The organism is Microbacterium sp. KU4F (assembly GCF_056868075.1).
The window spans coordinates 703,480-728,243 of sequence record NZ_CP200324.1 but is presented as its reverse complement, the minus strand read 5'-3'; the positions used below and the strand labels follow the sequence as shown (position 1 = coordinate 728,243).

At 68.1% G+C, this 24,764-nt stretch carries 24 protein-coding genes and 1 pseudogene; 15 read left to right on the top strand and 10 right to left on the bottom strand.

What is annotated here, in order from left to right; all coding sequences use genetic code 11:
• The first annotated feature begins 315 nt into the window (after positions 1-315).
• From AC1VNH_RS03655 to AC1VNH_RS03645, 3 genes are all read left to right on the top strand, one after another.
• A complete protein-coding gene (locus AC1VNH_RS03655) occupies positions 316-1,482 on the top strand; it encodes an SIR2 family protein (protein WP_483109930.1) in 1,167 nt (388 codons plus the stop codon).
• 2 nt (positions 1,483-1,484) lie between these two features.
• Positions 1,485-2,102 (top strand): hypothetical protein, encoded by a 618-nt coding sequence (locus tag AC1VNH_RS03650; protein WP_483109929.1) that lies wholly within the window; start codon positions 1,485-1,487, stop codon positions 2,100-2,102.
• Between the two features lie 307 nt (positions 2,103-2,409).
• Entirely contained in the window at positions 2,410-3,093 is a 684-nt protein-coding gene (locus AC1VNH_RS03645; protein WP_483109928.1) for a FadR/GntR family transcriptional regulator, read from the top strand.
• Here AC1VNH_RS03645 and AC1VNH_RS03640 read toward each other — a convergent pair.
• Positions 3,059-4,456 (bottom strand): aspartate ammonia-lyase, encoded by a 1,398-nt coding sequence (locus AC1VNH_RS03640; protein ID WP_483109926.1) that lies wholly within the window; start codon positions 4,454-4,456, stop codon positions 3,059-3,061. The genes AC1VNH_RS03645 and AC1VNH_RS03640 overlap by 35 nt on opposite strands.
• Positions 4,457-4,636: 180 nt before the next feature.
• Here AC1VNH_RS03640 and AC1VNH_RS03635 point away from each other — a divergent pair, with 180 nt between their 5' ends.
• Together AC1VNH_RS03635 and AC1VNH_RS03630 are read left to right on the top strand one after the other, a co-directional pair.
• On the top strand, positions 4,637-6,139 hold the full coding sequence (locus AC1VNH_RS03635; protein ID WP_483109924.1) for an amino acid permease: 1,503 nt from the start codon (positions 4,637-4,639) through the stop codon (positions 6,137-6,139).
• Positions 6,136-7,068 carry an asparaginase domain-containing protein gene (locus AC1VNH_RS03630; protein WP_483109923.1) on the top strand — a complete coding sequence of 311 codons (933 nt, stop codon included), beginning with the start codon at positions 6,136-6,138 and terminating at the stop codon, positions 7,066-7,068. The genes AC1VNH_RS03635 and AC1VNH_RS03630 overlap by 4 nt, the downstream gene beginning before the upstream one ends.
• A 46-nt stretch (positions 7,069-7,114) precedes the next feature.
• Here the strand turns inward: AC1VNH_RS03630 and AC1VNH_RS03625 are convergent, their stop codons facing one another.
• The gene (locus AC1VNH_RS03625) at positions 7,115-7,822 is read right to left on the bottom strand and encodes a TetR/AcrR family transcriptional regulator (RefSeq protein WP_483109921.1); all 708 of its coding nucleotides are present in this window, start codon (positions 7,820-7,822) and stop codon (positions 7,115-7,117) included.
• Positions 7,823-7,850: 28 nt separating this feature from the next.
• Between AC1VNH_RS03625 and AC1VNH_RS03620 the strand changes: the two genes are divergently transcribed.
• From AC1VNH_RS03620 to AC1VNH_RS03600, 5 genes are all read left to right on the top strand, one after another.
• A complete protein-coding gene (locus tag AC1VNH_RS03620) occupies positions 7,851-8,498 on the top strand; it encodes a DUF4386 domain-containing protein (RefSeq protein ID WP_483109920.1) in 648 nt (215 codons plus the stop codon).
• A 98-nt stretch (positions 8,499-8,596) separates the two neighbouring features.
• Entirely contained in the window at positions 8,597-8,992 is a 396-nt protein-coding gene (locus AC1VNH_RS03615; RefSeq protein WP_483109919.1) for a hypothetical protein, read from the top strand.
• Between the two features lie 31 nt (positions 8,993-9,023).
• Entirely contained in the window at positions 9,024-9,371 is a 348-nt protein-coding gene (locus AC1VNH_RS03610; protein WP_483109917.1) for an SseB family protein, read from the top strand.
• 55 nt (positions 9,372-9,426) lie between these two features.
• Positions 9,427-9,648, top strand: coding sequence for a hypothetical protein (locus tag AC1VNH_RS03605; RefSeq protein ID WP_483109915.1), 222 nt, complete (start codon positions 9,427-9,429; stop codon positions 9,646-9,648).
• 62 nt (positions 9,649-9,710) lie between these two features.
• The gene (locus AC1VNH_RS03600) at positions 9,711-11,180 is read left to right on the top strand and encodes a glycoside hydrolase family 28 protein (RefSeq protein ID WP_483109913.1); all 1,470 of its coding nucleotides are present in this window, start codon (positions 9,711-9,713) and stop codon (positions 11,178-11,180) included.
• Between the two features lie 13 nt (positions 11,181-11,193).
• Here AC1VNH_RS03600 and AC1VNH_RS03595 read toward each other — a convergent pair.
• Positions 11,194-12,694, bottom strand: a pseudogene (locus tag AC1VNH_RS03595) (amino acid permease).
• Positions 12,695-12,911: 217 nt separating this feature from the next.
• Here AC1VNH_RS03595 and AC1VNH_RS03590 point away from each other — a divergent pair.
• A complete protein-coding gene (locus tag AC1VNH_RS03590) occupies positions 12,912-13,760 on the top strand; it encodes a CPBP family intramembrane glutamic endopeptidase (protein ID WP_483109911.1) in 849 nt (282 codons plus the stop codon).
• Positions 13,757-13,984 carry a hypothetical protein gene (locus AC1VNH_RS03585; protein ID WP_483109909.1) on the top strand — a complete coding sequence of 76 codons (228 nt, stop codon included), beginning with the start codon at positions 13,757-13,759 and terminating at the stop codon, positions 13,982-13,984. Before AC1VNH_RS03590 ends, AC1VNH_RS03585 begins: the two co-directional genes overlap by 4 nt.
• 66 nt (positions 13,985-14,050) lie before the next feature.
• On the opposite strand, the gene AC1VNH_RS03580 is transcribed toward AC1VNH_RS03585, so the two are convergent.
• From AC1VNH_RS03580 to AC1VNH_RS03550, 7 genes are read right to left on the bottom strand one after another with little or no spacing between them, the layout of a single operon-like run.
• Positions 14,051-15,022, bottom strand: a complete 972-nt coding sequence (locus tag AC1VNH_RS03580) for a sugar phosphate isomerase/epimerase family protein (RefSeq protein ID WP_483109908.1) — start codon at positions 15,020-15,022, stop codon at positions 14,051-14,053.
• On the bottom strand, positions 15,009-16,103 hold the full coding sequence (locus AC1VNH_RS03575) for a sugar phosphate isomerase/epimerase family protein (protein WP_483109906.1): 1,095 nt from the start codon (positions 16,101-16,103) through the stop codon (positions 15,009-15,011). Before AC1VNH_RS03575 ends, AC1VNH_RS03580 begins: the two co-directional genes overlap by 14 nt.
• Before the next feature lie 3 nt (positions 16,104-16,106).
• On the bottom strand, positions 16,107-16,913 hold the full coding sequence (locus tag AC1VNH_RS03570) for an ATP-binding cassette domain-containing protein (RefSeq protein ID WP_483109905.1): 807 nt from the start codon (positions 16,911-16,913) through the stop codon (positions 16,107-16,109).
• Between the two features lie 8 nt (positions 16,914-16,921).
• Positions 16,922-17,836: an ABC transporter ATP-binding protein gene (locus AC1VNH_RS03565; protein ID WP_483109903.1), complete on the bottom strand. Its 915-nt coding sequence runs from the start codon at positions 17,834-17,836 to the stop codon at positions 16,922-16,924.
• Position 17,837: 1 nt separating this feature from the next.
• Positions 17,838-18,758 (bottom strand): ABC transporter permease, encoded by a 921-nt coding sequence (locus AC1VNH_RS03560; RefSeq protein ID WP_483109901.1) that lies wholly within the window; start codon positions 18,756-18,758, stop codon positions 17,838-17,840.
• 1 nt (position 18,759) lies between these two features.
• Entirely contained in the window at positions 18,760-19,800 is a 1,041-nt protein-coding gene (locus tag AC1VNH_RS03555; RefSeq protein ID WP_483109900.1) for an ABC transporter permease, read from the bottom strand.
• Between the two features lie 4 nt (positions 19,801-19,804).
• Complete coding sequence (locus AC1VNH_RS03550; protein ID WP_483109898.1) at positions 19,805-21,370, bottom strand: ABC transporter substrate-binding protein; 1,566 nt, start codon at positions 21,368-21,370, stop codon at positions 19,805-19,807.
• 197 nt (positions 21,371-21,567) lie between these two features.
• Here AC1VNH_RS03550 and AC1VNH_RS03545 point away from each other — a divergent pair, with 197 nt between their 5' ends.
• Genes AC1VNH_RS03545 through AC1VNH_RS03535 form a run of 3 tightly spaced genes read left to right on the top strand, consistent with a single transcriptional unit; the run spans position 21,568 to position 24,763 of the window.
• The gene (locus AC1VNH_RS03545; protein WP_483109897.1) at positions 21,568-22,302 is read left to right on the top strand and encodes an aspartate/glutamate racemase family protein; all 735 of its coding nucleotides are present in this window, start codon (positions 21,568-21,570) and stop codon (positions 22,300-22,302) included.
• A gap of 9 nt (positions 22,303-22,311) precedes the next feature.
• Positions 22,312-24,114, top strand: coding sequence for a 2-oxo-4-hydroxy-4-carboxy-5-ureidoimidazoline decarboxylase (locus AC1VNH_RS03540; RefSeq protein ID WP_483109895.1), 1,803 nt, complete (start codon positions 22,312-22,314; stop codon positions 24,112-24,114).
• Positions 24,104-24,763 carry a GntR family transcriptional regulator gene (locus AC1VNH_RS03535; RefSeq protein ID WP_483109894.1) on the top strand — a complete coding sequence of 220 codons (660 nt, stop codon included), beginning with the start codon at positions 24,104-24,106 and terminating at the stop codon, positions 24,761-24,763. Before AC1VNH_RS03540 ends, AC1VNH_RS03535 begins: the two co-directional genes overlap by 11 nt.
• Position 24,764 lies beyond the last annotated feature (1 nt).

The window sequence follows — 24,764 nt, the reverse complement described above, 5'->3', positions numbered from 1 at the left end:
TGCTCAAGTCCATCAGCGCGCTTGACAGCTCGACGCGCGTCGCGCGAGGCGTGGGAGTCTGCGCCTTCGAACGTCTTCACGCTGAAGTCTCCAACCCCCTCAGCATTGCGCTTCGTGGTCTCCGTTCTGGCGTCCTTCCGGCATGACGTTAGTTGGGTTCGTGCATTTCGTCTGGTCGCCGATATCTCCAGTGTCAGTAACCCTTGGAGGCGGATGGTGCAGCCCGACCTCTCGCGGAGGCCGAGGCCAGAGACACGCCGTGGGCCCCTTCGATGATGTTCCCGGGTGTGTCCGGTGTGGCAGGCAGGATGGCGTGTGGAGGATTCTTTGGCCGCACCGCTTTCTCAAGTAGTTTCGCTCGCAACGTCGATGCACGCGCAGCCTGGCGTCTATGCAGTGTTGCTCGGATCGGGAGTGTCGACGGGCGCTGGCATCCCCACAGGGTGGGGTGTCGTTCGTGAGCTTGTCGGACGGATCGCTGCTGCCTCCGATCCAGAGGATCCCGACGCCGCAAAGGCCGCGTGGGATGACCCAGAGGCCTGGTGGGCAGAGCATGGCAAGGGTTATCTCGGGTACTCGACCTTGCTTGAGCAGCTGGCGCCGCTCCCTGCGGCACGACAGGGACTCCTTTCTGACTTCTTCGAGCCGAGCGAGGAGGAACGCGAGGAGGGGCTCAAGCAGCCCAGCCGGGCGCATTTAGCGATTGCTGACTTGGTGAAGCGTGGTTTTGTGCGTGTAATCGTCACTACGAACTTCGATCGCCTCATGGAACGTGCGCTGGAAGCGGTTGGTGTATCTCCACAGGTGATCAGTCGACCGGAGGCGATCAATGGCATGGCGCCCCTGGCGCATTCGCCGGCGACGCTGATTAAGCTCCACGGCGACTACAAGGATCTCGGCAGTCGCAACACCCCCGACGAACTCGGCGCCTACCCCGAGGAGTGGAAGCGCCTCCTGGCGCAGGTCTTCGACGAGTATGGGCTTCTGATCTCGGGCTGGTCCGCCGACTATGACACAGCCCTCGTTGACGCACTTGAGAACGCCCCGAACCGTCGCTACCCATTGTTCTGGGATGCGCGCAGCAGCAGAGGCGAAAACGCCACGCGGCTACTGAGCGCTCGTGCAGGCATCGCTGTTCCGGCCGCTAGTGCTGACGACCTGTTTTCGGACTTGGTGGGAAGCCTCGATGCACTCGACAAGCTCGCGAGCCCGCCGCTCTCGACAGCGATGGCCGTGGCGCGGCTGAAGCGATACCTGCCCGATCCGGTTCGGCGGATCGACCTTCACGATCTCCTCATGGACGCAACCGATCAGGTGGTTGCTGCGATCGCGGCGCAGCCCGTCATGATCGACGGTCAAGTTACGTACGAACTCCTGGAGGGAATCTATGAGGGTCACTTCCGTTCGATGGAGCAACTCGCTCAGCCTTGGCAGCGGGCGTCTGGCACGATGTCGACGGGTTTCACGATCGTCTGTGGGTAGACGTGCTCCAGAAGCTCGTCGACGCCGGAACGGCTCCGCTCACAGGCTGGAAGGATCCGCTGGAGATGGCGCGGCGGTTCCCTGCCTTTATCGCGCTTGCCGTCGTTGGCGTGACCTCTATTCGCCGCGGGCGAGATGAACTCCTGATCCGCTTGGCAACTGATGCCGAAGGGCGAAACAAGTACAACCAGAACGAGCGGGAGCCCGCCGCACAATCGGTCCACTACCTTCGCCTTGCCCAGGACGATTGGCTCAATAGACTTCCTCGTTGGGGACCTCAGCGTTGGCTCTACCCGACGAGTCATCTCTTCGTGACGGACTTGCGCGGCTACTTTGCGGACTCGATTCCGGTTGACGATGAGTTCCAGTTGGCGTATCAGAGCTTCGAGTATCGGCTGGGACTAATCCAGGAGCGAACGCCGGGCAAACACGCCATCTCGGGGGAGTACGTCGGCGAGTGGGGTTGGGAAGGCGACGTTCCAAAGATGGAGTCCGAGCTCCGCCGCCAGCTTGAGCGCGGGCGGGCTACAGCATGGCAGCGCTTCTACGGGGGCGCCGACGAACTCGAGGCAGCGCTAGTCGCTCAGCGCGAGACACTCAAGCGCTATGTGAGATGGTGACGCCACACGCGGTGTCGTTGCAGTTCGCTACGGTCGCCTTATGCGCCCGCTCGGAGGCCGCGTGACGAGATGGGAAGTCCGGACGTTATCCACCAAACTTCGACCTGTGTCGCGAATCACACCTGCTTAGTCGAGGCGCCGCTTGATGTCGATCGCGACGGGATGCGTGCTATTGAGCCCGTTGGCTGCGCCGCGCTCGACCGTCGGGGCGTCCTCCGCCCGGGCGGGTGAGCCTCCCCGCCGCCCGCCGCACCGCCCGTTAGGCTGACCGGGTGGCTGGCGTGAGGATGCGGACCGGGAGAGGGCGATGAGCTCGCCCGCTGTCGGCGCCCGCGCGGCGGATGCCGTGTTCGACGGGCTCCGCGAAGAGATCGTCGCCGGACGTCTCGCGGTGGGGGAGAGGCTCCCCTCGGAGGCGGCCCTCGCCGAGCGTTACGGCGTGAGCCGTCCGAGTGTGCGCGAGGCCATCCGCTCTCTCCAGACCCTCGGCCTCACCCGAACCCGGACGGGCAGCGGCACGTACGTCGTGTCGGACCGCCCCGCACTGTCCCTCGGCTACGGCGATTTCTCGCCCCGTGATCTCAGCGAGGCGCGACCGCACATCGAGGTGCCCGCCGCGGGCCTCGCCGCCGAGCGACGCACCGACGCACAGCGCGCAGAACTCGCCGCGCTGTGCGATCGCATGGACGCCACCACCGACCCGGAGGAGTGGGTCGAGCTCGACTCGCGCTTCCACGTGCTCGTGGCCGAGGCATCCGGCAACGCCGTGTTCGCCCGCGCGGTCGGCGACATCCGCGACGCCCTCAGTCACCAGTCCGGCGTCGTGAACCTCATCGCGGATCGTCGCGAGCCCTCCTCGCGGGAGCACCGGGCGATCGCTGAGGCGATCGGCATCGGCTCGGCCATCGAGGCGCGGGAGGCCATGCGCGCGCACCTCGGCGCTGTCGAACGCGTCGTCAGCCCGCTGTCGGAACCAGCTTCTCGGGACTGAGCGCCGCGACCAGAGCGTCGGCATCCAGCAGCCCACGCTCGAGCACGACCTCGGGAACCGAACGCCCCGAGCGCAGCGCCTCACCCGCGACCTCCGTCGCTGCGCGGTAGCCGATCAGCGGATTGAGCGCGGTCGCGAGGCCGATCGAGTCGGTCACGCGGGCGGCCATCACCTCGGGACGAGCCTGGATGCCGCTCACGCACCGCTCGGCGAGCAGTCGGCACGCCGCGGTCAGGTGGGCGATGCTCTGTGAGAGCGCCCGCACGATGACGGGCTCGAAGGCATTCAACTGCAGCTGTCCGGCTTCGGCGGCGAGGGTGACGGCGAGATCGTCGGCGATGACCGTGTACGCGACCTGCGTGACCATCTCGGGGATGACGGGGTTCACCTTGCCCGGCATGATGCTCGATCCCGCCTGCAGCGCAGGAAGCGTGATCTCGCCGAGGCCCGCGCGCGGACCCGACGACAGGAGCCGAAGGTCGTTGCACGTCTTCGAGAGCTTCACCGCGATGCGCTTCAGCATCCCCGACAGATGGACGAAGGCGCCCGGGTCCTGCGTGGCCTCGACGAGGTCGGCGGCGGGAACGAAGGGGCGTCCCGTCAGCTCGGCGAGGTGCCTGACGGCCAGGGGGCCGTAGCCGGCGGGTGCGTTCAGGCCGGTGCCGATCGCCGTCGCGCCGAGGTTCACCTCGAGCAAGAGCCGTGCGGATTCGCGGAGCCGCGTGCGGTCCTCGTCGAGCATGACCGCGAACGCGCCGAACTCCTGGCCGAGGGTCATCGGCACCGCATCCTGCAACTGCGTTCGACCGATCTTGACGTACCCCGCGAACTCGGCGGCTTTCGCGGCGAACGCGTCGTGCAGGACGCCCATCGCGGCATCCAGTCCGTCGACCCCCTCGACGAGCGCGACGTCGATCGCCGTCGGATAGGCGTCGTTCGTGGACTGGCTGAGGTTGACGTGGTCGTTCGGGTGCAGGTGGGTGTATTCGCCCTTGGCGTGCCCGAGGAGCTCCAGGGCCCGGTTGGCGATTACCTCGTTCGCGTTCATGTTGGTCGATGTGCCCGCGCCGCCCTGGATGACGTCGACGACGAACTGGTCGGCGAGCGCGCCGCCTCGGATCTCGCGGCACGCCGCCGCGATGGCGTCTGCGCGCACCGGATCGAGCAGGCCGAGGTCTCGGTTGGCGAGCGCCGCGGCCTCCTTGACGAACGCGAGCCCCCGCAGGAGGAACGGATATGTGCCGATCGGCACGCCGGTGACCGGGAAGTTGTCCCGGGCGCGGGCCGTGTGGACACCCCAGTAGGCGTCGTGGGGGATCTCGGCAGGTCCGAGGAGGTCGTGCTCGGTGCGCGTCGTCGTCATGTCGCTCTCTTCCTTGAGGTGGACGAACGGCGCCAACCTATCAGACAGATTTGACATTTTCACGGCCTGGACTTGACGAATGCGTCCATTCAGGTGTTCAGTTGTCCCCGACCTGTCAGGCAGATAGCACATCCTCCTCCTCGCGGCGACGGAGCCGACGAGACCAGAAAGCGAGAACCGATGACAACGGAGTCGAGCACGTCACAGACGGAGGCCGCGCTGCTGCGCACGGCCTCGATCGCCCAGGCCGAAGGCGCGGGCTTCCACAAGGGTCTGCGTCCGCGCCAGATCCAGATGATCGCCATCGGCGGCGCGATCGGAACGGGCCTGTTCATGGGCGCCGGCGGCCGACTCGCGACGGCGGGACCAGCGCTCGTGCTGGTCTACGCGGTCTGCGCCGTGTTCGCCTTCCTCGTGATGCGCGCACTCGGTGAACTGATCGTCCACCGCCCCTCCACGGGCTCCTTCGTGTCGTACGCCCGTGAGTTCTACGGCGAAAAGATGGCGTTCGCCGCCGGGTGGATGTACTGGCTCAACTGGGCGATGACCTCGGTCGCCGACGTCACCGCCGTCGCGCTCTACATGAACTTCTTCAAGCAGTACGTCCCCGCGCTCGTCGGCATTCCGCAGTGGGTGTTCGCGCTCGTCGCGCTCGTGCTCGTGCTCACGATGAACCTGCTCTCGGTGAAGGTCTTCGGCGAGCTCGAGTTCTGGTTCGCGATCATCAAAGTCGCGGCCCTCGTCACCTTCCTCGTCGTCGGCATCCTCTTCGTCGTCACCGGCACTCCCGTCGCCGGGACCACCCCCGGCTTCCACCTGATCGTCGACAACGGGGGAGTTTTCCCGAACGGCATCCTCCCCGCGCTCATCGTGGTGCAGGGCGTCGTGTTCGCCTATGCGTCGATCGAGCTCGTCGGCACAGCTGCGGGCGAGACCGAGAACGCGCGCAAGATCATGCCGAAGGCGATCCGTGCCGTTGTGTTCCGCCTCGCCGTCTTCTACGTCGGCTCGGTCCTGCTGTTCGCCCTTCTTCTGCCGTTCTCGAGCTACAAGGCCGGTGAGAGCCCCTTCGTCACCTTCTTCGGGTCGATCGGCGTGCAAGGAGCCGACGTGATCATGAACCTCGTCGTATTGACAGCAGTGGTCTCGTCCCTGAACGCCGGCCTGTACTCCACCGGCCGCATCCTGCACTCGATGGCCGTCACGGGCTCCGCGCCGGCCCCTCTCAGGCGGATGAACCGGGCCGGCGTTCCCTACATGGGCATCGCGGTCACCGCGGTCGTGACGGCTCTCGGCGTCGTGCTCAACGCGCTCGTCCCGTCGCAGGCGTTCGAGATCGCCCTGAACGTCTCCGCCCTCGGCATCATCAGCGCCTGGGCGGTCATCATCCTCTGCCAGATCAAGCTGCAGCGACTGGCGCGATCCGGCGTGATGGAACGCCCCTCGTTCCGTATGCCGGGAGCTCCCTACACCGGCTGGGTCACCCTGGTGTTCCTCGCCGCGGTCATCGTCCTCATGGCGCTCGACTTCCCGATCGGCACCTTCACGGTCGGGTCGCTCATCGTGATCGTGCCTGCCCTCATCGGCGGCTGGTTCCTGCTGCGCGACCGCATCCGGATGCTGGCCGCCGAGCAGACCGGCACGATCGCCGCACTGCAGCGCACGGACGAGAGCGGCGCGTGAGCGAAGGTCACCTCGTCGTCATCGCGACCGGCGGCACCATCGCGAGCCGCCGGTCGCCCGACGGGTCGAGCGCTCCCGTCCTCGGCGGGAGCGCTCTGCTCCACGGCTTCGCAGACGGGGACGACGTGCGCGTCGTCGACGCGTTGGCTGCCGACTCGGCCACCTTCACGCTCGCCGACATGCAGCACATCGTCGATGCGGTCGTCCGCGCCGTTGACGACGAGGGCGTGCGCGGAGTGCTCGTCCTGCACGGGACGGACTCGCTCGAGGAGACCTCATTGCTGGCCGCGATTCAGGCCGGACGGCCACGGGTTCCCGTGGTCTTCACCGGTGCACAGTTCACGGCCGACCACCCGGACTCGGACGGGCCCGACAACATCCGCGACGCCCTGGCTGCGACCCGCGCGGCGGACGCCGGCGTCTGGGTGGCGTTCGGAGGCCGCATCCTCTCGACGTGGGGTCTGTCGAAGCTCACCACCGACCGCGCCGATGCCTTCGGTCACGCGCGACAAGACGCCGCGGTCGTGCCGCGCCTGCCCGGCGACGTGTCTCGGTTCCGGGTCGACATCGTCGCGCTGCCTCCTGGCGCCGATGACCTGCACGTGCGCGCGAGTGTCGCGGCCGGAGCCGATGGGCTCGTCCTCGAGGCGCTCGGGTCGGGCAACACCACCCCGACGGTCGTCGCCGCGGTCCGCGACGCGGTGGCGGGCGGCATCCCCGTCGTCGTCTCGAGCCGTGTTCCTAGGGGCCTTCTCGTCCCCTCGTACGGCGGGGGCGGTGGCGGTGCCGACCTCGCCGAGGCGGGCGCCCTGCATTCGCCGACCCTGCGTCCGGGGCAGGCCCGCATCCTGCTGGCGGCGCTGTTGGCAACAGGAGCGGACCGTGAGCTCATCACTGCCGCCATGTCGGGACGTGCGGCGGATCGCTGAGCGCTGCACGACAACTAGGAGCGCTGGCCGTATCGCCGAGGAGGCTCTATGCGGGCGATTCCTCGTCGCGAAGCAGATGCCGAACCGGGAGGGAGCGCGTCCAACCTCGCTCATGGAGCTGCTGCGTCCCGGTGAGGATGAGATCGAGGGCGAAGGTGAACTCGGCCTCGTCATCGCAGGCCTCGCCGGCGTGGGGTGAGGTCGTCGCCATCTGCACGATCGAGGGATACGCGGCTGCGAACGCGGTCATGGCCCTGGCCCGCTCGTCCGGATCCTCCGGGATCCGAGGCGTCGGCAGCACATCGCGCGTGAAGCCCCACATGCGTGTAGAAAGTGCGTGCATGGTGTGGTGGACGAGGTCCGCGGGCAGTCCGCCTTCGAACATCCCCGCCATGAGCGCATCCATGTGGTGCAGTGTCTGCGGCGTGGCCAGCGGGCGGGACTCGATCGCTTCCCGCGCCCACGGATGGGCTGCGAACGCCCGTCGAGCGGCGAAGACACGGGCCCGGGTCGTCTCCACCCAATCCGTGCCGGACGCCACGGCAGGGATGCCGGCGATGACGCGATCGAGCATGAGATCGACCAGCTCGGAGTGGTTGGCGACGTGCTTGTACAGCGCCATCGGCGTGACGCCCAGCTGCTCCGCGACGCCGCGCATGCTCGCCCGGTCGAGGCCGTGCTCGTCCGCGATGGCGATCGCGGTGTCGACGACGATCTCCCGGCTGAGCGGGATCCGGGCCGTGCGAGTTGACACGTATACATCGTATACATACGATCTGACCATGCAAGCATACGCCGTATACCCGACTGACGATCCTCACGAGATCGACCGTGCATCCCGCCGATACGCCCGCGTCGCCGGGATTCTCTACCTCGTCACTCACGTCACTTCCGTCGTCGCGGTCGTGGCCTACGGAGCAGGCCTGATTCCGGCGGGGGTGACCCTGGAGTTCGCACTCGCCCTCGGATGCGCGGGAACCGGCATCCTTCTCTGGCACCTGCTGCGCGCCTTCGGGCCCGTCCGCGCCGCGACGTTCGCCGTTCTTCGCGGGGTGGAGGCTGCCGTCATCCTCACCGGGACGCTGCCGATGCTCGCGATCGCGTGGGCGGGCGCCGCTGGTTCCTTCGCGGAACTGATGTCCGCGACGCACGCCGCGTCGTTCCTTCTCGGACAGGGCCTCGTGATCAGCGTCAACACGATCGTGCTGGGTTGGCTCCTCTGGGACTCTCGCGCGGTGCTCCGACCGCTCGCCGCGCTCGGCGTGGCCGGAGGTGCTCTCGTGCTGGTCAGCAACCTCTCTCAGCTGTGGGGAGTCATTCCGCTGAACGGACCCGTCGCCGCTGCTGCGGCGATCCCGGTCTTCGCCTTCGAGCTGTGGCTCGCGATCACCCTCATCGTCCGCGGGTTCCGCGCGCCGGTTCAGTCCTAGGCTCCGGCTGTGCGCAGCGGATGCCGTGCGCTTACCCGAACATCGCGAGTCGGGACAAGGCGCGGGAGAAGAAACGTGTCGGTCGCCACGATGGCAGGATGACCGACAGTACACGTGATGCACTTGTCCGCGAACTGGACCTTCGTAAGGAGGCGTTCCAGGCTGCCTCGGGCAACACCGAGGCCGAGATGGCGGTCTGGGAGGCGGCGGCGAAGTTGCCTGATTGGTTCATCGTCAACCGCGGGACGCCGGAAGAGCCGATGCCCGGCGGATTCCAGTTCGACGGGATCGGCACGCTCATCGGGGTGTACAGCACCGCGGAACGCGCGGCGGAAGTGGGGGGCGTGGAGGCCACGCTGCTGGCCGCAGGCGATCGACTGGCTCGCATCCTTCGCGCAGAACGGTGTCGCCGGGATCGTTCTGGACTCGCCGGGACCATGGACGTCGCTGTCGAACCTGCGCTTCTTCCGGCAGTGGATTCCGGCGGAGCGTGATTCGCCGGATGCCGTCGTCATCGCTCCCCGCGTGCAGGCTGCCGCCGACGCGTACACGGCGGCGCAGGACGACGAGACCTACGCCGCGGTCGTCCGAGAGATCGCGAATGCCAAGCTGTTCGTCGTCTTGGATCCGGCAGGCGACGGCTCCGCTCCCGCCAGCATCGTCAACGGCCGCGGCGAGCGGATCCTCCTGGCCTTCACCGACTCGGGACGGGTCGACGCGATCTACGCGGGCAAGGAGATCACCGCGGTGCCGCGCTCCGGTGGCGAGATTCTGCGACTCATCGGCGGCGCGTTCGACGTGCTGGTGCTCGACCCACAGCATCCGTCGTCGTTCGCGTTGACGCCGGAGTGGATCGGAGACGATCTGCGGTGATCGACGGGGCCTCCTGGCCCTTCCCCTCCCACCGGCGGAACGGCAGAATCGCGACGTGTCCATGAGTGAGCCGTTCATGCCCGCCCACGAGCCCCACCCGTCCGACGACCCGCGTGACATCGATCTCGATCACGATGCCGATGTGATCGCTGACCCGGCAGACGACCAAGAGGCGACGGATGCGGCCGAGCCGAGCACTCCGAGCGACTTCCGCACCCCGCAACCCGGCGACCGGCCGACCGAAGCCATGCTGCGCGAGGACTTCCGCGACAGCTGAGGTTCAGCCGCCGCATCGAGGGTATCCGGCGCGCGCATAAGCGATGCTGCGAGCATCCCGCGGTGCGGGTTCGATCTGCGGTCTCGGTCGCGCTGCTTCTCCTGGTGGTTCTCAGCGGTTGCGCCGCTCTGCGGGGCACCTCGACGCAGGAGTCGACGGCGCTCGCATCGGGCGACCGGCGCTCGGTCTCAGAGCCCGCGGCTCCCGCTCAGACGTGCGCCACCGTCACAGCTCGGCTCGCCCTGACCGACGGCACTGCCGACGATGCCGATGAGGCCGCCCCGCCCGACACGGCGCGCATCCAGCTGGCGCTGGACGGTTGTGCCCAGACCGCGGACTCCGTCGTGGCGGTGCGCCTGGCCGCATCCGGACCGCTGACGGATTTCCTCACGGCGCCTCTCACGCTTCGGCAGGGCGAGGTGCTCGTGCTCGACTCCTCCGTGACGCTCTACGCCTCGCGCAATCCCGCCGACTACCAGATCTCGGGCCGGGAAAGCTGCGGCACGGTCGGCAGGGGCGGCGGCGGGTGTGCGCCGCTGCTGACGCTCTCCGGCGCGCACACCGGGGTGGCGTCGACACCGGACGCGGCAGGCCGCCAGGGCCGCATCGACGGCCGCGGGGGACAGACGATGCTCGGCGCATCCCAGAGCTGGTGGGACCTCGCGCAGGCGGCGAAGGGCCACGGGATTCAGAACGTGCCGCGGCTCGTCCAGGCCACGAAGTCGGATGATGTCACCCTGCACGACGTGGACCTGGTCGACGCTCCGGGCATCCACGTCTCCTTCCAGAACGCCGACGGACTCACGGTCTGGGGCGTGCGCATCCAGACGCCCGCGACCGCGCGGAACACCGACGGGATCGACCCGGCCGGAGCGACGGACGTCACGATCACCGACCCGTGGATCATGGACGGCGATGACGGCATCGCGGTCAAAGCCGGCTCACAACCGTCAGCGCACATCTCGATCCTCGGCAACCACCTGTTCGGAACCCACGGCATCTCGATCGGAAGCGAGACGACGGCCGGCGTGAGCGACGTGCTCGTCGCCGACGACACCGTCAGCGGCACCGACGCGCTCGGCAACGTCAGCGGGGCATCGACCGGAATCCGCATCAAGAGCTCACCCAAGGTCGGCGGCATCGTGCAGCAGGTGACGTATCGCCGGATCTGCGTCGATGCCGTCAAAGCGCCGATCGACATCGATCCGTTCTACGGCGGCTCGAACGGTCCGAACGTCCCGCGGTTCCAAGACATCGTGGTGACAGGACTGCGCGTCACGAACTCGCCACACGGAGCGACCTCGGTGCTGAAGGGGGTGGACGCCGCGCATCCGCTCCGCCTGCGACTCGAGGACGTGGACGTGGACGCGGGCGCGGTTCAGGCCTCCGACGCGGACATCACCGCATCCGGCGTCGTGTTCGGGGGAGCGGCGCTGGACTCGGACGGCTCCGGGGTCCACGTCTCGGATGCGGAGGCGCCCAGCCCGACCGACTCGGCGCCGTGCGCGTTCCCCGCCTACCCCTCGCTGTGACGCCGGGGCGAGCTCACTTCTCGGGAGGCGCCACGACCCGCGGCGTCGCAGGGTTCAGGAAGTCGCCGCTGCCGACCCGCGCGTGCCGCCGGGAGTACGCGAAGTAGATCGCGACGCCGAGGGCGAGCCAGATGAGGAAGCGCAGCCATGTCTCCACCGAGAGGTTCAGCATGAGATACGTGCAGATCAGCGCGGACAGGATGGGGAGAACCGGACTCCACGGCACGCGGAAGCCGCGCTTCAGGTCGGGGCGTGTGCGACGCAGCACGACGACGCCCACCGAGACCAGCACGAACGCCGAGAGCGTGCCGATGTTGACCATCTGCTCGAGCACGCCCACGGGGGTGACGCCCGCGACGACGGCGACGATGATCGTCACCACGATCGAGATGACCCACGGCGTGCGCCAGCGCGGGTGCACCCGTGCGAGCTTCTGAGGCAGCAGCCCGTCGCGGGACATTGCGAAGATGATGCGCGTCGCACCGATGAGCAGCGTCAGTACGACGGTGGTGAGCCCCGCGACCGCGCCGGCCGAGATGACCGTCGCCATCCACGACTGGCCGTGGTACGCGAACGCGTTTGCGAGAGCCGCGTCGGGGTCGAGGTCGCGGTAGGAGACCATGCCGGTGACCACGAGCGCGACGGCGCAGTAGAGGATCGTGCAGATGATGAGCGAGGCGATGATGCCGATCGGCATGTCGCGCTGCGGGCGGCGCGTCTCCTCCGCGGTGGTCGCGACGACGTCGAATCCGATGTAGGCGAAGAACACGAGAAGCTGCACCGGCGAGGATCCCGCCGACCCCGAAGGTGGCCGGTTCGATGCCCGAGAGGAACTGCAGCAGCGGCTGCGTGAGTCCCGAGACGGATGCGGTGCTCTCGGCAGCGGGCACGAACGGCGTGAAGTTGGCCGGGTTCACGAACATGAGACCGGCGACGATGACGAACAGCACGATGAACAGCTTCACCGCGACCAGGACGAGATTGACGCGCAGCGACTCCTTGATGCCGATCGTCATCAGGGTGCCGAGGACCAGGACGAGCAGGACGGCTGGCACGTCCACCACGCCGCCGTGCGAGAGCTGCTCCGGAAGCACGATGCCCAGCTGTTCGAGGAACGCTCCAAGATAGGCGCTCCATCCCTGCGCGACCACGCTCGCGCCGAGGAACATCTCGAGGATGAGGTCCCATCCGATGATCCAGGCGAAGAACTCGCCGAGCGACGCGTACGAGAACGTGTACGCCGACCCCGAGACCGGCACGGTCGAGGCGAACTCGGCGTAACACATGGCTGCGAGGGCGCAGGCGATAGCGGCGATCACGAAACTGACGACGATCGACGGACCGGCGACCTCGTGCGCGGCACGTCCCGTGAGCGTGAAGATTCCCGCGCCGATCACGACGCCAACGCCGAACACAGTCAGATCGAGCGCGCTGAGCGATTTCTTGAGGCGGAACTCCGGTTCCTCGGTATCGGCGATGGACTGCTCGACCGATTTCGTGCGGAGAAGACTCACGTGGTGCTCGCTTTCGACGGATTCCGTGGCGTCGGGCGCCACTCAGGGAGGATAGCCGCCGTCCATGGCCTACGGTCGGTCTCTCGCGCCGTGTGTACAACCCCGCTCACGAGTGGTATCCAACGGGCGAGCGCGCGCCGCATCCCTCTTGCGGGTCGGCGGATTCTCCCGGCTCGCGGCCGAAGCGCGGCGACGTGATCGGGTGTGCACTGGAGACATGACCGGCTCGGGCCGCATCCCGGAGACAGCCGTACGCCGCGGCGGTGTTGCGGTGTTCCTGTGCGTCTCGTTCGGCGTGACGTGGATCGTGTGGGCGCCGCTCGTCGTCGAGGCGCAGTCCGGAGGGCTGGGTCGGGTGCCGTGGACGTTCTTCCTCGGGTCGCTCGGCCCCTCCTGCGGCGCGCTGGCCGCATCCTTCTGGGAAGGCGGGCGGGTGGAGCTGCGGAGATGGGCACGGCGGGCGTTCTCGGTGCGGTTCGCCGCGCGGTGGTGGATCGCCGCTGTCGGCATGCCCGTGGCGTACTTCCTCATCGGGTACGGGGTCGCCGCGGCGGTCTCCGGCTCGTGGCCGGATCTGGCCGGGTTCGGCGCGACAGAGAAGCTGCCCGACCTGGCCTGGCCGCTCGTGGCGCTCGTGTGGGTCGTCACGTTCGGGCTGGGGGAGGAGTCGGGATGGCGCGGGTGGCTCCTGCCCGCGCTCACGCGCAGGCTGTCGGCATTCTGGGCGACCTTGATCGTCGCCGCGGTGTGGATCGGCTGGCACGCTCCCGCGTTCCTGTTCAACCCCACCTACACCGCCATGGGCGCCGGGATCATCGGCTGGATCCTCGCTCTGGTCACGGGATCGTTCCTTCTGACATGGATGGCGCAGGGTGCGCACTGGAGCATCGTGCCGGTGCTCATCTGGCACGCCGGATTCGATCTGTTGACGGCTGCGGATCAGTCCGCGGGTGTCATCGCATCCACCATCAGCGCGATCGTGATGACGCAGGGACTCCTGTGCGCCTGGCTGGTGTGGCGCAATGCTCGCGCTCGCCGAGTGCCCGCCCCTATGCTCAGCCCTTGACTGAGCCAACGAAGGAACAGCTCGAAGCATTCGACAAGGTCGAGAAGCGCACGGTGGGCGGGGAGATCCGCTACTACCTCAAGAACATCAAGGAGCACTGGCCCGTCGTGATCGAGCAGCATCCGGATGCCGCCGGCCACGAAGCCTGGTGGACGTCGGACGGCAAGTTCCATGCGACCCACGAACAGCTCCGCCGCGACGCGATGGTCGGCGGCATCGTCTAGGGCGCCCGCTCCGCACCGCGAGACTGCACTTCCCGCACGAGATCACTGTCATTACCCGTGATCTCGTCACGAATGTGCAGTCTCGGGGGCTGGAGTCGATGCGCCGACGAAGCGCAACGCCGCATCCTGCCGCGTCGTGAGGGGGTCCGTACGCGGGGCGCTCGCTTGCGCGAGACGCCAGAGCTCGGCGACCTCGGCCACGCTCGCCTCGTGCTCGTGCGCGATCCAGGCCGGGTCGAACGCCGGCATCGACAACTCGGCACGGTGCAGGTCGATGACCCGTGGCGCGTCCGGCGGCAGCAGGGCGAGCATCGCGTCCCACGGCAGGGCGCCGTCTCCCAGCCCGCGCATGACGCGCGTGAGACCGGCCGGATCGCGGACCACGGCGCAGTCGTCGAGGAACACGGTGTGGGTGAGGGCCGCCACTCGCTGGGCGGCGCGCAGGGGACTCTCCAGCCGTGCGAGGACATTCACGGGGCTGAACCCGAGCCGAAGCCCCTGCACCTGCTCGCAGAGCCGCACGGCTTCGTAGGTCGTCATCTCCTCGTGCGTCTTGAGGACGAGGGGTATGTCGCTCGCCGCCTGACGCAGTTCGCGCAGGAGCGGCACCGAACGCTCCAACTGGTCGGCCCACGTCGGAGTGTCCCGGAACCGGTCCGCGTCCGTTCCCACCGTGAGGTGCAGCGACTGCGCGCCCAGGAGCCGGGCCGCCTCGATCTGCGCGAACGGATGCGTGGGGGCGCCGACATCGGCGCCCCAGAGATCGCCAGCCCGGTCGGGGTGCGCGGCGGGAAGGCCCACCGACAGGCTGACGCCGCTCTCACGGGCCGCCGCGCGCACGTGCGCGAGCTCACCCGGATCGAGGTCCGTCGACGCCAGACCCACCGCAGGGAGATGGAGGAGGTTCGCGCCGAGGGCGGCTGCTGCATCGATGGCGCCGACGAGATCAGTGCTCCAGCCGTCCGCGCCCTCCGGATGCGGCACGTCGCGGAGACAGATGCCGAAGCCCGGGCTCATCGGCGCGTCACGCATCGACACGCGAGGAGAGGGGAATGCCGGACTGCGCGGCGGTGGCCCGGACATAGGCGAGCGACTCGTCCACCCATGTCCAAGCTTCGTCCGCACCGAACGTGCGTGCCTCATACGCGGCGGGAGCCATCATGCGCCCGTCCACGACCGCGTTCTCGCACTCCTGGGCGAGCGAAAGCCACCGGGCGAGCTCGGGCACGGTGAGGTCAGGGTGACCGGCGATCCATTCCGGATCGTAGAGGGCGATGCCCGTCGCGCGTCGGGTCGTGATCAGTGGCACGTCGCCGTCCTCCCGCGCCTCCGCGATCTCCAGCGACAGATTCAGGTCGGGGTTGTGTTCGAACAGCACCGGCAGGATCCACGCGAGGTCGACGACGCCCTGGCCGTTGGGTCGCATCTGATACCGGATCCCCTGCGGGTCGAAGAAGAGCGCCGCGTCCTTGATGTGGGTCTGCCGAACGTACGGCGCGAGTCGTTCGGCGGTCAGCGCCGGATGCTCTGCACGCTGCAGGGGGTTAGCCGTGTCGTAGGTGATGCCCATCACGTCCGGACCCACCTCCTCCACGAGCCGCACGAGCTCGAACGAGGTGATCTCCTCGTGGGTCTCGGCGTTGAGGTGGAGACCGAGGTCGCGGGCGATCGGTGCCAGCCGTTGGGCGAACTTCGCCGCGGCAGCGAGCTGATCGCTCCAGTCCACGTCGGTGCGGAACCGGTCATAGCCGAATCGCCCGCCGTATGGCTTGAAGTTCGCCGTTGCGACCCACAGTTCGCTTATGCCGACGGCTGCGGCGGTCTCCATCATCTTTCGGAAACCGAGGAGGGTGTCGCCGTCGCCCAGAGCCCGGATCTCCGGGGCCTCAGCGAGACCGTAGGGGTTGATCTTGCCCAGACCGGACTCAAGATACAGGCCGTGGGCATCCGCCACCGCGCGCGTCTCGCGCAGCACGCCGGGATCCAGCGTCGGGGTCATGTGGAGCATGGTGCGGAAGAAGAGGCCGTCGAGGCCACGGGCGGCTGCCCGCTCGAGTTGCTCGGGCGCTGTCAGCGTCGCAGAGCCGGGCAGTTTGAGAGCGTCACTACCGAGTCGCATGGGTCATCCTTCGTGGGCGCGGGTGGCGGGGGTACGAGCGAGCCAGTCGCTGTCGGGGTCGGGAACGGGCACGGAGGCCAGCAGCTCCCGCGTGTAGGGGTGTCGGGGGGGTCGGAATATCTCGTCGGAGGATCCCTCCTCGACCACGCGTCCGCGCTGGAGCACGGTGATACGGGAGCACAGGTACTTCACGACCGCCAGGTCATGTGCGACGAAGAGGATCGACAGCCCGAGATCGTGGTGCATCTGCTTGAGGAGGTTGAGAATCTGCGCCTGCACCGAGACGTCGAGTGCGGAGACCGCCTCGTCGCACACGAGCAGACGGGGGTTCACCGCGAGGGCGCGCGCGATCGCGATCCGCTGACGCTGACCTCCGGAGAACGATGCCGGATGCCGCGACGCGACCGACGGGTCCAGCCCGACCATCTCGAGCAGCTCGCCGACGCGGCGGCGGCGCCCCGACGCCGAGCCGTGCAGATCATGCACGAGCATTCCCTCCTCGACGATCTGCTGCACGTTGCGCCGCGGCGAGAGGCTGCCCATCGGATTCTGGAACACCATCTGCACGTCGCGGCGGTACGCCTTCAATCCCGCACCGCGCAGGTGCAGCACGTCGGAGCCGTCGAGCGTGACCGTGCCGCCATCCGCCTTCTCGAGGTGCATGAGTACGCGCAACAGGGTCGACTTGCCTGACCCCGATTCGCCGACCAGCCCGACCACGCTGTGATCGGGCACCTCGAGAGACACCCCTTGCAGCGCCTCGGTGTCGGGCTTCCCGAACGTTCGGAAGGTCTTGTCGATGTCGGTCATCCGCAGCATCACGCCACTCCCATCCGAGCCTCGAGCGCTGCGCGGGCGACGAAATGGTCGGGACCGACTTCGACGAGCACGGAGTTCTCGGGCGTGGGCACCGGGAGCGTGTCACGGTCGAGCGGGACGAGCGGGCGGTCGATGTCGATCCTCGGCACTGCACGCAGCAGGCCGCGCGTGTAGGGGTGACGCGCATCGCGGAAGAAGGTGGCGACGGGCGCGCTTTCGACGATCCGGCCCTGGTACATGACGGCGACGCGGTCCGCGAAGCCCGCGACGATGCCGACATCGTGCGTGATGAACAGGACGGCGAGTCCGCGTGCGGCCGTCGCGTTGGAGAGCACTTCCAACACCTGCTTCTGCACGCGTACATCAAGGGCGGTCGTGGGTTCGTCGGCGATGAGCAGCTCCGGTTGGCCGGCCAGCGCCATCGCGATCACGACACGCTGCCGCATCCCGCCCGAGAACTCGTACGGATAGGCCAGTGCACGCATACCCGCATCCGGCACGCCCAGTTCCGTCAGCAGGCGCACGGTCGCGCTTCGGGCCGCCGCGGGGTTCATCCCGCGAGCCCGGAACAGCGGGGTCAAGTGGTCCCCGATGCGGCGGAGGGGATCCAGGGAGCCGAGGGGATCCTGGAACACCATCCCGACGCGACGGCCTCGCACGGTACGCAGGCGACGTTCGGACATCCCCAGGACATCGTCCTCGCCGACGCAGATGCGGCCCGTCGCGACGATGCCGTCGTCGAGCTGCAGAACTGCGCGAGCCGTGACCGACTTGCCCGATCCGGATTCTCCGACCAAGGCCACCCGCTCACCGCGGCCCACGGTGAGGTCAATGCCGTGGACCAGGGGAAGGGGGCCGTCGGCGGAGTCGGCCGCCAGTTGCAGATCCTCGATCCGCAAGACCGCGTCCATCATGTCAATGTCCTTTCGTGCGCCGCAGCGTGCGGTGATGGAAAGCGTCGCCCAGCAGGGCGAACCCCATGGAGGTGACGGCGATCGCGACGCCGGGGAAGAAGGCGGCCCACCACGCGGAGCCCATGTACGTGCGTGCCGCGACGACCATCGCGCCCCACTCGGCTGACGGCGGCTGTGCGCCGGCGCCGATGAAGGACATCGAGCCGATCAGCAGGACCGTGATGCCCATGTCGCCCGCCCACTTCACCCAGAGCGCGGGTAGTGCGTTCGGCAGGACGTGGCGGAGCATGAGCGCGGGGGTGCTGACTCCCAGCGTCCGTGCCGCCTCGACGAACGGTTCATTCATCGTCTCGCGCATGATGCCCGCGAGCAGTCGCGCGGTGATCACCCAGCCGGTCGCCCCGAGCGCGATGATCGACGAGGTCAGCGAAGGCCCCATGAGTGCTGCTATCAGGAGCGCAAAGATGAGCGTCGGGAAAGCCTGCATCACGTCGATGCCCCGCAGGATGATGTCGCCGATTCCGCGGGGTGCCAGCACGGCAGCGGTTGCGACGATGACGCCGATGATCGAGTAGAGCACGACGATCGCGAGGGAGGCGAAGAGCGTCGTCTGCGCGCCGACGACGACCCGCCAGAAGACGTCGCGCCCCTGGTCGTCCGTGCCGAACCAGTGCGAGACGCTGGGAGGAAGCCGGGCGTCGGCGATGTGGGAGACGTAGACTTCCGGTGCCAGCATCGGGCCGACGATCGCCGTGAGCACGGCGACCGCGGCGATGAGGAAACCGAGCGCGTCGAGCAGGGAGCCAGCACGACCGTGGCGCCGCCGCCACGCCCTCCGTGTGGAGCGTGCCGCTGCGAGTCGGTCGGTGATGCGCGTGCGGCGAGGCGCGTGCGGCGCGGGGCGCGTGTCGAGTCTGGTCATGTCAGATTCCCATTTCGGCGCGGCGGAGGCGCGGATCGCGGACCGTTTGGATGATGTCGACGAGCGAGTTCGTCACGATGACGATCACGCCGATGACGAGTACGCCGCCGATGACGACGCTGGAGTCCTTCTGTGCCACCGCGTTCGTCAGGACGGAACCCAACCCGTCGCGGCCGAAGATCGACTCGACGAGCACCGCGCCGCCGAAGAGACTGCCGAACTCGATGCCGACCAGGATGAGGGTCGGGGTGAGGACGTGCGGGATGAGGTTGCGTCGCAGCACCTGAAGCCTCGTCTGTCCCGTCGCCCGGGCGACGAGGACGAAATCGTGTCGGCTGGCGGTGAGGAACTCCGCTCGGATCACGCGGTAGGCGGGACCGATGAAACCGAGCGCGAGCACGATCGCGGGCAGCGCGATGTGAGCCAGCGCGTCGCTCGCGGCGACGGGATCCCCCGCGAGGATCGCATCCAGCAGGGTGGAGCCGGTGATGTGGGGCACATCGACGGCGCCGATCGTGTACTTGCCGGAGATGGGGAACCAACCCAGGACCGATCCGAAGAGTCGTTGAAACATGAGTGCGAGCCAGAACGCAGGAAGCCCGCACACGAGGATGATCAGCAGTCGGCGCCACGATTCCGCTCGGCCACTCGGGCGCAGTGTCGACAGCGCCGCGAGGGGGAAGGCGATCGCGATGGACAAGACGATCGTGACGATCACGAGCTCCGCCGTGGTGGGCAGGGTCGCCATCAGCTGATCGATGACCGGGCCTCTGCTCGTGCTCGAGACGCCGAGATCACCTCGTGCGATGCGCCCCAGGAACGCGACGTAGCGCTCGAGGAGCGGCCCCGAGAGACCGAGCTGCTCGCGGAAGCGCTCGATCGTCTCGGGGCTCGCCCCGGGACCGGCCGCAGCTACCGCTTCATCGCCGGGCGTGATCTGGATCAGCAGGAAGACCGCTGACACGAGCACGAACAGGGTGAGCAGAGCCCCTCCCACCTTGCGCAGGATGAAGGTGGCGATACGGACCGGTGCCATCGTCATCGCCTCAGCCGGCCACGCGCAGGTCGGCGATGGCGAGCTGTCCGGATGCCGTCTTCGGTGCCGAGGCTGGCGCCGCGATCTTGTCGCTGAAGGCCCAGTTCGTGTTGTTCGTGTACAGCGGCATGGACGCGTTGTCCTCGTCGAGGATGGTCTCGATCTGCTTCATGAGTGAGCATCGTGCGTCGGCGTCCGGCGTCGACTTGACCTGCGCGATCAGCGCGTCCACTTGCGGGTTGCTGTAGGCGGGCTTGTTCGTGCCGACCGCCTGCGAGGAGTACACCTGGGTGAGCATGACGCCCGGGTCCGGCACCGGCAGGCCTTCGCCCGCGAGCATCATCTCGGGGATGTTCTTCCAGTCGGTGAGGGTCGTGAGGTAGTCCGCGAAGGCGATCGGCTCCAGATTGAGAGTGACGCCGATCTCCGAGAGGTTCGACTGCAGCAGGGTCGCCTCCTGTACCTGCTCTTCGAAGGCGGGCTGGTAGCGCATCGTGAGAGTGAGATCGGACTTGCCCGCATCCGCGAGGATCTGACGTGCCGCATCGAGATCCTGGTGCACGACGGGCAGATCGGCGGCGCACGAGAGCCCTGCCGGCAGCATCGTGGTGTTGAGCTCCCCGGAACCGCTACGGATGCCCGCGAGCGCGCCTTCGTAGTCGAAGGACAGGCGCAACGCCTGACGCACCGCGGGGTCGGCGGTCGCCCCGGTCGAGTTGTTGAGCCAGACCATCGCCATGCTGGAGCCGACCGGCTCGACCTGGAAGCCTGCGTCGCTGACGGAGTCGATGTCCGCGGCGGAGATACTCGTCGCGTCTACGGCCCCGGCCAGAAGCTCGTCGCGGGACGCGGACAGCTCGTCGACTCGGCGCAGGACGACCGTGCCGGGCCGCTCCGCGGAGAAGTCGAAGTAGTCAGCGAATCGCTCATAAGTGATCGTGCCGGGCTCGCTGGACGCGAGCGTGAACGCTCCCGAGCCGGCATCGTGCGACAGCAGCCAGCTCTGTGCGTTGTCGGTGCCCTCGTTCGCGGCGACGAGCTTCGAGTTGAGGATGTAGACGCGCGAGAGCTTCGAGGCGAACAGCGCATCCGGGGCGGCGAGGGAGATGACGACGGTGTGGTCGTCCGGCGCTTCACTGCTGACGTACCCGGCCGTCTGGCCGGCGATGCCGCTTCCGATGTTCGAGATGCGGTCGAGGGTGTAGACCACATCCGCCGCGGTCAACGGGCTGCCATCGTGGAAGAGGACATCGTCGCGCAGTGTGACGGTGAGCGCGGTCGCATCGTCGTTGTAGCTGAAGTCGCTGGCGAGGGATCCGACGAGCTGTCCGGCGTCGTCGAACCGCAGCAATGTGTCGTATAGGGGTGCAACGGCCGCGTCGACCTGCAGGTAGCTGGACTGCGAGGGGTCGAGGGTCGTCACCTCATTGCGTGCTGCCACCACGATCGTGGTGTCGCCGGCTGCCGAGGCGTTGCCTCCGGAGTTGGGCGCTTGTGCGGCGCACGCCGTGGCGAAGAGTGCGGCAGTCAGCAGCAGGGGAAGTGGCGCGAGAAGTCTTGCTCGGGTCCTGTTCACAGGAGCTGCTCCTTTTGGAGGGTGGTCGGGTAGGAGGATGAAGCGGCCTAACTGTATACAGAAACTTGTTTCACGCACGGGGCTCCATGTTTCGATCGTGTGACACTCTGGCGTATTCACGGGAATCGAGCTGTGCGGGGCTGATTGACTGTTCTTGAACGGTATACAGTGCTGAGATGCAACCCCGGAGAGGCCAGATGAGAATCCTCGTAGTGAACTGCAACACCTCGACCCAGACGACCCGGGCGATCGAGGTCATCGCACGCGCCGCCGCGCGCGCCGGCACCGATATCGAGGTGGCCCAGCCGGCCTGGGGCGTGGAGTCGGCGGAGGGGTACTACGAGAGCTTCATCAGCGCTGCCGCCGTGCTCGACGTGCTCGCCTCGCGGGGGCATGAGGCCGATGCCGTCGTCTTGGCAGGGTTCGGCGAGCACGGCCGGGAGGGCGCCCGGCAGCTGCTCAGCGCACCTGTCGTCGACATCACCGAGGCCGCAGCGCTCGCGGCGGGACTGCTGGGTCACCGCTACGGTGTCGTGACCACCGTGCGCAGCACGGTGGCGGGCATCGAGGACAGCCTTTCGACTGCGGGACTGGATCGCCGTTGCGTCGGCGTGCGCGCGGCCGACATCCCCGTTCTTGCGATCCACGAGTCGTTGGATCGGACGGCGGCGGCGCTGGCGGTCGAAGCCCGCACGCTGATGGAGCGCGGTGCAGATGTGATCGTGCTGGGCTGCGCGGGGATGGCGGGGCTCGACGTGCTGCTTGAACAGGAACTGGGTGTCCCCGTCATCGACGGTGTCCAGGCGGCAGTCGGCGTGGCGGAGTCGCTCGTCTGGATGGGAAAGACCACGAGTTCGTTCGGTCCGTTCGCGCCGCCGTCCGCGGCGAAACACCGTCCCGGGTGGCCCGTCAGCAGCGCAGCCGTCGCGTGAGGAGGACTCGTGATCAATCCCGACCGCACCGCGTCAGTGCCCGGACTCTTCCACGTCTCCGAGGCCAACTTCTGGCCGGAGACCCGTGCTTCGCAGGAGTTTCCTCGCAGCGTCCGCATCCTCGACTCGACGCTTCGCAAGACGTACTTCACGGCAGGTCAGGCAACCTCGGATGCGGGCTTCCTCCGCATCAGTGAGGCGCTCGTCGATCTGGGCGTGACCGACACGTGTCTGAACGTCACCTGGGCGGGCAGCACGGAACCCACGCCCCAGGACTGGCGGCTGATGCGCACCGTCCTCGCCGCGGAACTGCCCTGGCGGGTCAACGTCTGGTCCGACATCCTGCTCGGCAACGGTCGTGACCCGCTTCCGATAGATCCCGCGGATGGACTGCGGCGGCTCGTCGACGCAGGTGCGCGCTACGTCGCGCCCGGCATCGTCCCGGCGCCGGACGCGGAGGCGGCCGCGCGACAGATGGAAGAGCTCGACGCCCATCTCGCGCTCGCGGCCGACCTGGGCGTGGTCAGCACCATCACGCTCGCTCACGTCGGCCTCCGGGATTTCGACGAACTGGTGCGCGTCTCTCGGCACGCCGTGCGCGGGGGAGCGGTGCGGTTGGATCTGATGGATTCGACGAGCTCGCTGTCGCCTCAGGCCATGCGCAGCTTCGTTCAACGATTCCGCCGTGAGGTCGGCGAGGACGTCGCCGTCACGATGCACGTCCACGACGAGTTCGGCCTCGCGACAGCCGGCGCGCTCGCAGCCGTCTCCGAGGGGGCGATGCCGGACGTGTCCGTCAACGGGATGTCCTATCGAGCGGGTTTCGCGCCCCTCGAGGAAGTCGTCCTCGCGCTCGAAGTACTGCACGGCGTGGACACGGGTCTGCGGTTGGATCGCCTGGCAGAAGTCTCGCGCATCGTGGCCGCCGAATCGGGTCTGCCGGTACCGCAGCTCAAGCCGTTGACCGGATCGTACGCGCACCTCAAGCACATGCCCGGGGACGCGGCGACGGCGATCCAGCAGGGTGACGCGGCCTTTCCGCCCATCTCGCACGGCATCGTCCCCACTGCCATGGGTGCCCACGTATCGTGGGTATGGGGCCATGCGAGCAGTGCGGCGCAGACGCGAGCGCTGGCCGCATCCGTGGGGGAGGAACTCAGCGAGCACGAGCTGACGGCGGTGCGTTCGGCCCTCGACGGCGCCGTCGCGGCGATCCCGTCCTACCCTCGCTGGCTGGAGCCGGCGGATGCTCGCGCCGTCCTGTGTCGCACCCTTGCCGGGCTCCGCGCGGGTGTCGAGGTGCCCTCTATCGCGGAGGCGGTCGCCAGCGCCGTCGCGGATGCGGATCTCGCCGATGAGATCTCCCGTCGGCTGGGGGAGAGTCGTCACACGGCGGTTCCGGATTCGGATGTCGTCCGAACGGCTGTGGGATCGGCCGTCGATGCACTGACGGTGGGGCGCCTCATCGACCTGCTCGACGGGTTTCGTCGGTTCGGCGACGAGGAAGGCGGTTCACGTCCCGCATTGTCCGCCCGTGAGGAGCGCGGCATCGACACGGCCCCGCCCGCTGACCGCATCCGCCTGCTGAACGCGGCGGCCGCCTACGAAAGGCGCTTCGGATTCCGGGCGGTCGTCGCGGCCGACGGGCGATCCGCGTCCCAGATCGCGGCAGAGATCGAGTCCGCGGTCCGCAGCGACGCGCAGGCGGAGCATCATCGGGTGCGCGCAGCGGTCACGGCTATTCTGAGCGGACGGATCGATCGCCATGCGGGGCGCGGTCGGGAACGGCAGGAGTCGAATCATGGTGGCTGATTCACGGCTGTCTGCGCAGATCTACGAGACGCTCCGGCGCCGGATCATCCTCGGGGAGATCCCGCAGGGGGCTCGGCTGGCTGAGCAGCGTTTGGCGGAGGACCTCGCGGTGTCGCGGGTTCCCCTGCGCGAAGCGATCCCGCAACTGGAAGTCGACGGATTCGTGGCGTCCCTGCCGCGCCGTGGCGCGGTCGTCACCCGCTGGGACACACGGCTCGTGCACGATCTGTTCGACACGCGTCTTGCCCTGGAGCCCGCGGCCGCCCGGCGCGCCGCGGTGCGCGTTCGAGAGGGCGGGTCGATCGCGGAACTGGAACGCATACAGGCGGAGTCCGAGCTCGAGCTGGCAGCGGGCGATGAGCTGGGCGTCGCCGATGCGAACACGCGCTATCACCAGGCGCTCGTCGACACGGCGGAGAACGCGCTTCTGTCGGGTCTTATGCGTGCGACGAGCGGCCGGATGTCGTGGCTGTTCTACCTCACGCGCCAGCGCGACTCCTCGGTCGCGTGCGCGGAGCATCGAGAGATCACGGCCACCATCCGCTCCGGGAACGAGCGCCTCGCCGAAGCGGTGGTCTACGCGCATATCGAGGCCGGTCGCGAGCCTTCACTGTCCGCGATGAAGAGCCTGCTCGCCGAGTCCCTCTGAC